Raw genomic sequence first — 12318 nt, forward strand, 5'->3', positions numbered from 1 at the left:
GGCCTCTTTATAGGTGCTATTCGCCAAGAGAGTGGACAATCTGCGACCGGTATTGCATATCTTTTTCCTGGAATTCGATGGTCTTCTTGAATGTGTCGAACGTAAAGAATACTTCTCCCGGCACAGGTGCATCTTGAGCAAAAAATAACTTGAAACTATAGGTGAACGACTTATCGTGGTCTAGTGCGATGTGGTTGGACGAGAATACCAACGGTTCTACAGGAGTAGTTTTCATCCGGGTCACGTCGTCCACATGCCATAACTCGGCCAATGCGGCGGTGAACCGATCGCTTTCGGGGCCTGCACGCATAAATGTGATGGATCCGGTTGTGAAGCCACTGTCTTCGTTTACCGCCCCATCTGTATTGATGCCAGCAGCGATCTGTTTGTCCAATTCGATATGAAAACCAACGGTGTCTTCTCGATACAGTCCTTTGGCAACATAGGTTATGGATGTGTCGCCGTCCATGCGGTTCACGAGCCGTAAAGCGATATGCTTTGGATGCTCAGGGTTGTTGACAATTTGAAACAGCGGGATGGTGTCGGGATTGCCTTTATCCGACTTGGATGCGTTGCCACAGGAGGCGGCTAACGCAGCCAGGATTAATAAGGTGGAAACCTGTTTCATGATGATCTGTTTTCGTTGTCACTTGCTTGTTTTTCGAGGTCACTTAGCGTCTTCGCGGGCTTTTTATCAACGTTTCCTTTGCCAAATAAGGTGTTCCAGATGGTGCGGGATTCTTTGGTGAGCAGCGGGGCCACAATAGACAATATCAATACATACACCACGACAAATGATTGGATGACGGGGAGGAGTTTGCCCGCCTTGCCGATATTGGCCATGATAATGGAGAATTCGCCTCGAGCCGCGAGGGTGAACCCGATATCTACTGAATTGCGTTTCTTTAAGCCCGAGAAACGGGAAGCGAAATAGCCGGAAGCCACGTTGCAAACGATGGTCACTAACGCGGCGATGGAAGCCCACAGTACGGCACCGCTCAGGGTCGTGGGATCGATAGAGAGCCCGAAGCTGAAAAAGAACATGGCACCGAAGAAGTCTTTGAAGGGTAGGACCAGCTGCTCAATGCGCTTAATGTATTGCGAATCGGCGAGTACCAGTCCGGCCATCAATGCACCGATGGCTTCGGCCACGTGGATGGTTTCCGAAAAACCGGCGACGATAAAGAGCAGGGCAAAGATGACCAAAACGAATAGTTCAGACGTTTTATCCTGGAGCACCTTGTCAATGGCCGGTACCAATTTGCGGCCAAGGATCAGAAAGGCGAGAATGAATCCTAAAGCGAGCAGCGACGTGCCCGCCACCGTCCAAAAAGAGCTGCTCCCAGTCAATATCAAGCCCGATAGGAACGAGATATGCATGGCGATAAAGAGGTCATCGAACATAATCATGCCCATGATCACCTCCGTTTCGGGATTGGCCGTCCGTTTCAGGTCGGTCAATACCTTGGCCACGATGGCGGTCGAAGAGCTGGTCATGATGCCGCAAAGAACCATGACTTCCTTGAAGGGCAGTCCCATCATCCAGCCAATGAGTAGACCGGAGCAAAAATTGAGGGCGACATAAAAACTACCGCCGGTGACAATGGATTTCCCCGATTTGATGAGCCTGCCTACCGAAAACTCCAATCCGAGGTAGAAGAGCAGGAAAAGCACGCCCAAACGCCCCATGAAGTCGATGAATGGCTTGCTTTCCGTAAAGGTAAGGTCTATATTCCCGAACGTAGGCGCGTGCTGTCCGAGCACCATACCAATCAATATGAAAAAGGGGATTACCGAAAACCGAAGCCTGTTGGAAATCAATCCAACGAGAGCGACTAAACCTACGGCAATACCGATTTCAAATATCAGAGTGTGTGACGCCATCCGCTTTTTTCTGCTATAGTATTTCTTTGATCACCTTGATGTGGTTACGTTTGCCTGCAACCACCATGGTGGTGTCCGCATTCATTACATAGTCTGGTCCCGGGTTGATGATGCTGTCGCCCTCTCTTATCGCGGCGATGATTGATGCGCCTGTGCGCTTACGTACTTCCAGTTCACCAATGGACTTGCCGATACTCGGCGAATCCTTGCTTACTTTTATCCATTCGATGCTGAGGTCGTCAAGCGCGACTTCGATGGTCTCAAGTGCTTTGGGTTTGTAGGATAGTCCGCCGATGATTCCGGCCACTTGGCGCGATTCTTCATCAGAAAGGGTCATCACACATTTGGACTCACTTTCCTCCTGGTCATAGCGGTAAAGCTCCCGCCGACCATCGTCGTGGATAACCACGACCATGTGATCCCCCGCCTCGGTTTCAATCTGGTATTTTTTGCCGATACCAATCAGGTCTGATTCTCTTACAATTGACATAGTTGTCTCTCCCTAAGTTAAAAATCACACAAAGATACGATTTTTTTGAGTACGCCCAGAACCGCCGATACGGGGTGATACGCGTCTGTGACGTTATGACATGATTTCGTTAAGTAAGTTGTTGGTTTTTAGTTGAGTGTGGTGGTTTTGTTAAGTATAATATGATGACTTTAAGTAGATTTCATAATATTTTATTAATCAGTTCATTATTATAAATTATATAAACTTATGTGTAAGTTGTTTAATCTTCTTCAGGAACGCCTGATTTTTCTTCCGGATTGGTGGCCGTTTCCGTCTCTTCCCCCTTTTGGCGGATGCTTACAAGGCGTCTAAAAAATTCCTGAAATGTATAGAACTCCTGTCGATAAACCAATCCGAGCGCACTCACGTAATTTTCGTTGATCGTAAGTGGTAGAAAATTCCGACTGTTCAACCTGTTGGAACCCCGTAATACCAAGCGACCGTCTTTACGGATAAGGTAGCGTAGTTCAGCATCGGTGACGATACGGTCACTGAATACGTTGAGGTCGTTGACATTTCTCATGTCGGCAACGCCACCTGTAAAAATCAATCGATCATTGAAAAAGCGAAGGGAGGCGCTCGCATCGTTGAGCGAACGGATATTTAAGTCGACAAACTTGATATTCAGCGATTGTGAAATCAGATTGTTCAGTTGGTTGAAAGCCAGTTCGGTGCCCGCACTAAGCAATGTATTGTTTAGTTCGCGGCTGAAATCCGTTGCCGAGCCGGGCGAGAAACTCCGTCGCACAATCAGGCTCAGTGCCTGCTGGTTCACGTTATTTGCGTCGCTTAGGTAGCTCTGTAACTCATCGTTCACATACGGATCATTCGGGAAATGGAGCCCAAATGTAATGTCTGGCCGCATCAGGTTGCCATTGAGGTTCATAACCGCGTGGGCAAGTACCCGTTGCTCAATGGTTTCCCGTCCGGCCGCATTGTACAGCGGCGCCAAGCTTGTACGTTGGCCATACACAGCCGCGAGATTAATCGTTGCATCCGTGGGCTGTCCGGTCCAACGGATAGTTCCACCTTCGTCAATTTCGAATATTTTGTTGATGAAGTCCTGTGCGGTAAACGTGAACTTACCGGTATTGATGGTGTAATCGCCAAACATCTCGAAATCGCCCAAGCTCGACATCCGTAGGGAAAGCGTACCTTCTCCACGGCCCGTCAGTTCGCCCAGATCGGTGTAGAGGCTGGTTTCGGCGTCGGGTGTGACCTCCAGATCCATGTTCATACTAAGCCCTTGAAATAGCCGCGGGCGTGTTTGCGGCGTACTCGACGTGTCGTGGCTAATAAACCGGATGAAATCGTTGTCACTCACTGTGCCCACCGTATTGAGCGGAATATGAAACCGTGTGGATGCACCGGTACCGGCCTGAATGCTAATCTGCATCGCGTTTGTTGGGCCATTGAAGGAGAACCTCCCGGTTCCATACGCGGTTCCATAATACGATGGGTTATCGCGGAAGGTGGTGTTCAATACGAGGAAGTTGGTTGCATCCACCGTTACGCGAACGTCGGGAACCAACGGATTGCTCATGTCTACACGTCCGTTGGCAATAGCCCGGTTATTCCCGGGGTCTGTGATCACCAAATCTTTTAAATGGATGGTGCTATTGGTCAGTATGAACTCGTCATCTATCCGGTAAGGTGTCTTTAGGTAGTTAACGGTGAAGCCCGCATCATGCAGCTGGCAACTGCCGTTAATTTGGGGTGCTAGTGCCGTGCCCGAAACCTGTAGATCGGCCGAGACCGTTCCGCTGAGGTTGGACACGAGTTTGCCAAGCAATGGTTGAAAGAGAATCAACTCACTGTGGTTAAAATGTGCCTTGACGTTGAGTTTGTCGATTTCGGCCGCGGCATCGTATGTACCCACCGCGCTAACGGTTTCTATCCCATCGCGCGCTGCCCTTAAGTTGACGTTGACCAGTTCGCTCACGCGATCGAAATCGGCCTGCAACACGGCGTCGCCTATGGCCGTTTGGTTGAGATGTATGTCGGTTGCGGCCATATCCGCTACGGCAACGGGGTTGTTCAATACCGAAGATACATCCATATGCCCATCGAGGATGCCGCTGAATTTGATCGATGATGATGCCATCAGTGGGTTGAACGTACTTAGGTTGAAATTTTTGAACGTAAACGAAATAGGATGGTCGCTTTCGCCCGAAATGATGCCTTCCAGGCGGGCTGTTTGGCCCTGATTGGATATTTCGAAGCCACGTACGTCGATTTCGCTGTTGTTTATGTAGGCGGTCGCTTCGTTTTTAAACTGCCAGGGTTCGTTGTTGAGCACCAGTGCAGAAGGTAACATGCGTACTTGTGTCGGTAAACCCCGTTGGAAATTCACTATGCCATTCAAATCCAGTTGGTTGCTCGCCGTGATGTCAGACAGTTTTAAGTTAAAGCGAAGGCTATCGCCAGCCATCACGTTCGACAGGTTCACGTTATTGATGTACAAGCTATCGGTGGCACTAATTCGATCGGCTGTGACCAACAATCGCAAAGCGCCTTCGTCGGCCGATTCATCCACGATTAACCGGTCAATGTCAATCAAGCCATACGACAGTTCCGGAACGATGAAGTTGATCGTTGCCGTACGGTCGCCGGAAGAGAACCGGGCATTCATCAATGCACCGGCGCCCACGGTGAGTTTAGGGGCGAATACGGCAGTAACCGGTTCCGTGTCCTTGAGTTCAAGGTTGAGGTCGAACGCCTGTTTTCCGATTGGGCCAATCGCCAGCGCGAGCGATGGCGCATACTGCATAGCGACCGATTTGAAATAGCTGGTAAGCGTGGTCAGGTCCATCTCGCCATTTACGGTGGCTTCTGCAAGGTCTGAGCGTAGATGAAGTACCCGATGAGCTTCATTACCACTGGCTTCGATTACGAGCGAATCAACGGTATAATGTGACGAATCTGTTTGAAAGCGAACGTCATAAAGAGACAGGTCGCCCTGCATGTTGTTTAGCGCATTACCATTGAAGTTGCTTTCAATTGTTGCATTTTCGATCACCACCGGCGATTTTCGGTACAGATGGAGGTTGGTCAGATCGGCGTAGGCAACGGTGGCGTCAAACGCATATTCGGGTCGTTCGGGATTAAAGTTGATACCGCCGTCGAAAAGTAGCCGCAAGTTAGGGTCGTCTATCGCGATATTCCCCGCAAATTCCATTTCAGAAAATTCGCCCGCCAAATCGATGGCTGTATAGCGGTAACCTTTTAAATCCAGATACGAAACGTTGCCATCCACATGGCTGTTCATATCGTGGGGGGCGAACCCCTCGCCTGCAATGTTGATGTCAAAACCGCTATACCCAATCTGTGGATACTTGAGTAACGTGCCCAAATCGAATTCGGGCGTTGTGATTTTTCCAGCATACCGGCCTCCGTCGCGGATGCTGAGGTTGAGGGCCGTATGTGCAATGCCGAGGGAGGTTTCCAGCGTTCCGGTAGCTTCGAAAGTGTGGTAGGTGCCCACCAGCCCACCTTGATACGCTACTTCGCCCATCCGCTCCAATATCGAGGGTAATTCCAGTGGACGAGTATGGCCCAACTGGCCTACCAGCGATTCGATGTCTGCGCTGTTCGTGGTTAGTCGGTGGAGTTGCATATCGAAAAGGGTATGTTCGATATCCGGTAAGCCGTGGATACCGAAATCGCCCATTAACCGCGTCCGGTTGCCCATCCGTAATACGACATCTTGCCCTGAAATGTCCGATACCTTTCCGGTGAACATGCCGGATAAGGAAATATCAAAACGAGTGACGGCTACCTCAGGAGCGAAAAACTCGATGTCTTTGGAGTTGATTCGCGCTTGATTAAGCCTTAATTGAATGGTTACCTCATCCATGAAATGCTCAAATGCAGAAAGCTGGGCATACTCAAACCGTAGGTAATCACCCAATCGGCTCCGGTTCGTCTCTAGATAGAGATCTCCAAGTTCCATATAGGTACTGTCGATTTCGATGGCCGCACGCATTTCACGAAGGCGGAATCCGCTCTTTTCTCGAAAGGTAAGACCTTCGATATTCGATTTAAAGATATGACTGCTCAAGTCGATATCGTTAAAATGGCCACTCATTTCGGTGACACTGATATCCCGGTAATTGATACCCCCGGCTGCGCTGTGCTCGCCGCGTACATAGCGAAGGGAGATGTTGGACAGGTCTACAGATCCGACCTCGAGTTTGACCTGCCCCGGGTCATTTGAGACCCGACTGTCTGCGTGAGGTCGAAAATAATCGACAAGAAACGAAAGGTTGCTGCTATCGCCTTGTCGATGGAAAAAGAATGATCCGCCCGATAGCGCCAGTTCCTTGATGATGACCTCGCCATCACGTATTTTCCAAAGGTTTACCTTTGCTGTTAAATGATCCGTGTAAAGCAGCGTGTCGCCAGCTAAATCGGCAACATATAACCCCCTGATAACCAACGACGAGAATGGTTTGAAATAAAGACCATCCAAGGATACGGTGGTGCGGAGTTTGTTGGAAAGGTAGCTAGCAGCGCGTTTGGCAAAATAAGTCTGAACAGGTCGGTATTGGAGCGCATACGTCAGTACCGTTAATGCAAGTAATAGAACGGCCAGCGCCCACAGCGATATTTTTAAGATTTTTTTGATATTTTTGCTTTCATTAAATGCGAAATATTAACGACCATGGCCACTATCCTCGGCATTGAATCTTCATGTGATGAAACGTCTGCCGCTATCAGCGTCAACGGTACGATATGTTCGAACGTCATCGCAAACCAGACCATCCATGAAAAATTCGGTGGCGTGGTGCCCGAACTGGCATCGCGCGCACATCAACAGCATATCATACCAACCGTTGAGCAGGCCATCCGCGATGCAAAAGTACATAAAAATGATATAGATGCAGTAGCGTTTACACGTGGGCCGGGACTGTTGGGGTCATTATTGGTAGGGACATCTTTCGCGAAAGCGTTTGCGCTTGCTCAAAACATTCCTCTTATTGAGGTGAATCATATGCAGGCCCATATTTTGGCACATTTCATCGAAGAACCCGTTCCCGAATTTCCTTTTTTATGCCTTACGGTTTCGGGGGGGCACACACAGCTGGTCTTGGTAAAAAGCTACTTCGAGATGAAGGTGTTGGGTCAGACACTCGACGATGCTGCAGGGGAGGCGTTTGACAAGACAGCGAAGATCCTTGGGCTCCCTTATCCGGGTGGTCCGTTGATTGATCGCCACGCCCAGCACGGCAACCCCAAGGCATTTGTGTTTCCGGAGCCGCAGGTGCCCGGACTTAATTTCAGCTTCAGCGGACTGAAGACAGCCATTCTTTATTTTGTGCAACAGCAACAGGTTCAGCACGCTGATTTCCTTGAGACGCACCTTAATGATGTGTGTGCGTCTGTACAGTCGCGTATTGTTTCCATCTTGCTCAACAAGTTGCGGCGGGCAGCCCGTGAAACACGCGTGTCTCACATAGCGATTGCGGGTGGCGTGTCTGCCAATTCGGGGCTACGGAATGGGTTGATGGCGTTGGGCGAGAAGGAAGGATGGACGGTGTTCGTCCCGCGCTTCGAGTATTGCACAGACAACGCCGCTATGATTGCTATCGCCGGCCATCATAAATATCTCGCGCGGGCGTTCGTCGGACAGGAGGTTGTGCCGATGGCACGGTATGCGATTTGAATGCGGAAACAAGCAGAAAAGAACAAATGATGATATGATGAATTGGAAACCCGATACTGACCGTTATAAAAGCATGGTCTATAACCGTTGCGGCCGCAGCGGACTGAAACTTCCTGCCATATCCCTTGGCCTATGGAATAACTTTGGCGACGATACGCCGCACCTTACCAAACAATTGATCTGCAGGCAGGCGTTTGACTTGGGTATTACCCATTTCGATTTGGCCAACAATTACGGGCCGCCATCCGGTAGTGCCGAGTTGGCCTTTGGCCGTATCTTGAAAGAAGATTTTGCCGGCTACCGCGACCAGCTGATCATTTCATCGAAGGCCGGGTATGACATGTGGCCGGGCCCTTATGGCGAATGGGGGAGCCGTAAATATTTGGTGGCGAGCTGCGACCAAAGCCTTAAGCGAATGGGACTCGATTACGTCGATATCTTCTATTCCCATCGGTTCGACCCCGAGACGCCCTTGGAAGAAACCATGATGGCACTTGATCACATCGTCCGTTCGGGGAGGGCTCTGTACGTAGGCATCTCGTCGTATAATACCAAGCGTACAGTCGAGGCGGAAGCTATTTTGCGGGAGCTAGGTACACCTTGCCTCATCCACCAACCGAGCTATTCCATGCTTAACCGCTGGGTGGAAACCGATGGCTTGCTCGATACGTTGGCAGATTTAGGGATGGGCTCGATTGTATTTTCGCCCTTGGCACAGGGGATGCTTACCGATAAATACCTCGATGGTGTTCCGGCCGATAGCCGGGCGAAAAAGCGGCCCTCTTTCCGTTCCGGGTTCTTGAGCGCCGAAAATATGGAACGCATCCATGCACTAAACGCCATCGCGGAGCGCCGTGGACAAACATTGGCTCAAATGGCTATTGCTTGGGTGCTGCGAGGCGGCCATGTGACCTCGGCATTGATTGGCGCAAGCAAGCCGGAACAAGTGGTAGATTGCGTAGGTGCGTTGGGTAATCTTGATTTTTCTGATGCAGAGTTAGCTGAAATCAATAATTACGCAAAAGACGGCTCGATAAATATCTGGGCGAAATCGGCCGAACTCGATTGATTATTTGTTTTGTTCTTTCCACTGCTGGCTGAACGATTTCTCCGCGATGGGAGGAAGCTGGCGGTGCTTGCCCCATGCTTTCCGGAAGAAATTCCGAAGAAAGAAATTCTTGAACTTGCCGCCAAAGAAATCAATTAGCTTGCGCTTGGTGATGGCATAGGTGAAGCCTTTCCACGCCAGTCGTTCCGTTTTGGAGGGGAGATGGCTTGCGACTGCGTCGCGCCGGTTGAGAAGCAGCATTTTATGAATGTCTATCTTAACCGGACATACCTCAGAACACTTACCACAAAGACTGGAGGCATAGCTTAGGTGCTTGAATTCGGACATGCCCCGAAGGTGCGGTGTAATCAGCGACCCGATGGGACCACTATAAGTAGTGTTGTACGTATGGCCGCCCACATTTTTGTAAATGGGGCAGGCATTCAGACACGCGCCACATCGGATGCAATACAGTCCTTGGCGTTGGTCTTTTTGTGCCAACAGCTCGGTGCGGCCGTTATCCAATAATACCACATACATTTCTTCAGGGCCATCGGTTTCATTTGCCTGCCGCGGCCCACTGATGATGCTGTTGTACACCGTGAGGCGTTGTCCCGTACCATGTGTAGATAGCAATGGCCAAAACAGGTCGAGATCGTTGAGCGACGGAATGATTTTCTCAATACCTACGATGGCAATATGGATCTTTGGGAAAGTTGTGGAAAGCCGGGCGTTGCCTTCATTTTCTGTTATGGCCACACTGCCGGTATCCGCGATCAGGAAATTGCCACCGGTGATGCCCACATCGGCTGTGATATATTGTTCTCGCAGCAGCTCACGTGCTTTCAACGTCAGCTCTTGCGCGGTGGCCTGGGGTGGGGTTCCGAAGCGTTGGTGGAAAAGGGCTTGGATATCGGGCAAGCTGAGGTGCATGGCCGGTGTTACGATATGGTAAGGTTTCTGGCCGAGCAGTTGCACAATATATTCACCCAGATCCGTCTCGATGGCCTTGATGTTGTTTTCGGTAAGAAATTCGTTGAGTTCGATTTCTTCCGTAGTCATCGATTTGGATTTCACCACCGTCTTGGCTCCGACGTCCGTTAAAATCTTACCTATCTCCTCGCGGGCTTCTGCGGCATCATTGGCCCAGATAACCTTGCCGCCTTTCCTCAGGAAATTGGCCTCGAATTCAGGCAATAGCTTATCGAGGTTTTCCATTACCCGCCATTTGACGATATGGGCCTTCCGTTTCGAGTTCTCCAGGTGGTTGAACTGGGGTAGGCCCCGTTTTACCGTATCGTCGTACTTATCAATGTTATAATTGATGATTTTCCGATGGCGAGGCTCAAAAGCCTTGTCGGCACTTTCTTTAAGGAAGGTGGTCTCTCGTGCAGATGACATAGTAAGTGTTATTATATCAATAACGCAAAAAAGGCCGAACTGTTGTGGCTCAACGTAGCGTGATGCCCAGTTCAGTCAGCTGTGCCTCGGCGATTCCCGACGGCGAGTCGATCATCACATCCCGTCCGGCATTATTCTTCGGGAACGCAATCACGTCACGGATGCTGTCAAGACCGGCGAATATGGCAGTCAATCGGTCAAATCCGAAGGCAATGCCGCCGTGTGGGGGAGCGCCGTAAGTGAATGCTTCCAATAAGAAACCAAATTGCTTTTGGGCCTCTTCGGGCGTGAAGCCCAAATGTTTGAATAGGAGCGACTGCAGGTCACGATCGTGTATCCGTATGGAACCGCCGCCAATTTCGGTGCCGTTGATCACCAAGTCATACGCATTGGCGCGAACACGCCCAGGCTGCGTTTCCAATAAGGGGATGTCTTCCACTCTTGGCGACGTAAACGGATGGTGCATGGCATGGTAGCGTTCAGATTCTTCATCCCATTCAAGCAGGGGGAAATCCGTTACCCATAGCGGTGCATAGGTGTTTTTATCGCGGAATCCCTGTTGCGCGGCGATTTCAAGCCTAAGTTCGCACAATTGTTTTCGCACCCGGTCCGTATTGCCTGCCATAACGAGCAGTAAATCCCCGGGCTGTGCGTCAAACGCCTTTGCCCATGCGGCTAGTTGCTCGGGGCTATAGAATTTATCGACCGACGATTTGAATGTACCGTCATCATTGCACCGCAGATACACCAGTCCCGAAGCGCCGATCTGTGGCCGCTTCACGAAATCTGTCAATGTATCGAGCTGTTTTCTAGTATAAGATGCGCAGCCGGGGGCATTGATGCCTACAATGAGCTCTGCTTGGTCAAATACCGGAAAGCCAGCGCCTTGGAGTACCGGGTTGAGTTCAACGAAAGGCATGCCGAAGCGAATATCCGGCTTGTCGGATCCATATAGACGCATGGCCTCGTCGTATGGCATGCGCGGGATGGTGTCTAAATCGATATGCTTTATCTGTTTGAAGAGGTGTCTCACTAAGCCTTCGAACAGTTGGAGGATATCTTCTTGTTCTACAAAGGCCATCTCGCAATCGACCTGAGTGAATTCCGGCTGGCGGTCGGCTCGCAAGTCTTCATCGCGGAAACACTTGACAATTTGGAAATAGCGGTCGAAACCCGACACCATCAATAGTTGCTTGAACGTCTGTGGCGATTGGGGCAGCGCATAAAACTCTCCGGCGTTCATCCGGCTGGGCACCACGAAATCGCGCGCACCTTCCGGTGTTGACTTGATAAGCACTGGGGTTTCCACCTCTAGGAAGTGATGGCGGTCAAGATAATTCCGGGTTTCTTGTGCAAGTCGGTGCCGTAAAATGAGATTGTTCCGCAACGGGTTGCGGCGGAGGTCAAGATAACGGTATTTCATCCGTAAGTCGTCGCCGCCATCCGTATCGTCCTCTATGGTGAAAGGAGGGAGCTTTGCGGCATTCAGGACCTCGAGCCGCGCCACCTTGATTTCAATTTCGCCAGTGGGTATTTTGGTGTTCTTACTTTCGCGTTCGATGACCTTACCGGTCACTTTGATTACGTATTCACGGCCGAGGGAACGGGCGTCAGCTCGTAACGACTCATCGTCGGCAGGGTCAAACACCAATTGCGTCACACCATAACGGTCCCGTACATCGATGAATGTCATTCCGCCTAAATCGCGGGATTTCTGCACCCATCCGCTAAGTACAACGGTTTTACCCAAATCCGAAATGGTCAACTCTCCACAAGTATGTGTTCTATGCATGCTCTTTTTATCTAGAG

Annotated in this window: 8 protein-coding genes; 2 read left to right on the top strand and 6 right to left on the bottom strand. The window is 50.3% G+C overall.

Annotated features, from left to right (window positions below):
• Positions 1–16 precede the first annotated feature (16 nt).
• The 4 genes from U9S71_RS12965 to U9S71_RS12980 form a co-directional block, all read right to left on the bottom strand.
• The gene (locus U9S71_RS12965; RefSeq protein WP_326327933.1) at positions 17–628 is read right to left on the bottom strand and encodes a hypothetical protein; all 612 of its coding nucleotides are present in this window, start codon (positions 626–628) and stop codon (positions 17–19) included.
• Entirely contained in the window at positions 625–1884 is a 1260-nt protein-coding gene (locus U9S71_RS12970; RefSeq protein ID WP_326327934.1) for a cation:proton antiporter, read from the bottom strand. The genes U9S71_RS12965 and U9S71_RS12970 overlap by 4 nt, the downstream gene beginning before the upstream one ends.
• A gap of 13 nt (positions 1885–1897) precedes the next feature.
• The gene (locus U9S71_RS12975; RefSeq protein WP_326327935.1) at positions 1898–2374 is read right to left on the bottom strand and encodes a cation:proton antiporter regulatory subunit; all 477 of its coding nucleotides are present in this window, start codon (positions 2372–2374) and stop codon (positions 1898–1900) included.
• Between the two features lie 241 nt (positions 2375–2615).
• A complete protein-coding gene (locus U9S71_RS12980; RefSeq protein WP_326327936.1) occupies positions 2616–6866 on the bottom strand; it encodes a translocation/assembly module TamB domain-containing protein in 4251 nt (1416 codons plus the stop codon).
• A 192-nt stretch (positions 6867–7058) separates the two neighbouring features.
• Here U9S71_RS12980 and tsaD point away from each other — a divergent pair, with 192 nt between their 5' ends.
• A complete protein-coding gene (gene tsaD / locus U9S71_RS12985) occupies positions 7059–8060 on the top strand; it encodes a tRNA (adenosine(37)-N6)-threonylcarbamoyltransferase complex transferase subunit TsaD (protein WP_326327937.1) in 1002 nt (333 codons plus the stop codon).
• 37 nt (positions 8061–8097) lie between these two features.
• Positions 8098–9129, top strand: a complete 1032-nt coding sequence (mgrA, locus tag U9S71_RS12990; protein WP_326327996.1) for an L-glyceraldehyde 3-phosphate reductase — start codon at positions 8098–8100, stop codon at positions 9127–9129.
• On the opposite strand, the gene U9S71_RS12995 is transcribed toward mgrA, so the two are convergent.
• Positions 9130–10509, bottom strand: coding sequence for a lactate utilization protein B (locus U9S71_RS12995; RefSeq protein ID WP_326327938.1), 1380 nt, complete (start codon positions 10507–10509; stop codon positions 9130–9132). It lies immediately after the preceding gene.
• Between the two features lie 49 nt (positions 10510–10558).
• On the bottom strand, positions 10559–12301 hold the full coding sequence (gene aspS / locus U9S71_RS13000; RefSeq protein WP_326327939.1) for an aspartate--tRNA ligase: 1743 nt from the start codon (positions 12299–12301) through the stop codon (positions 10559–10561).
• Positions 12302–12318 lie beyond the last annotated feature (17 nt).

The sequence above is a fragment of the Parapedobacter flavus genome (assembly GCF_035818675.1).
GTDB classification, from domain to species: Bacteria; Bacteroidota; Bacteroidia; order Sphingobacteriales; family Sphingobacteriaceae; genus Parapedobacter; species Parapedobacter flavus.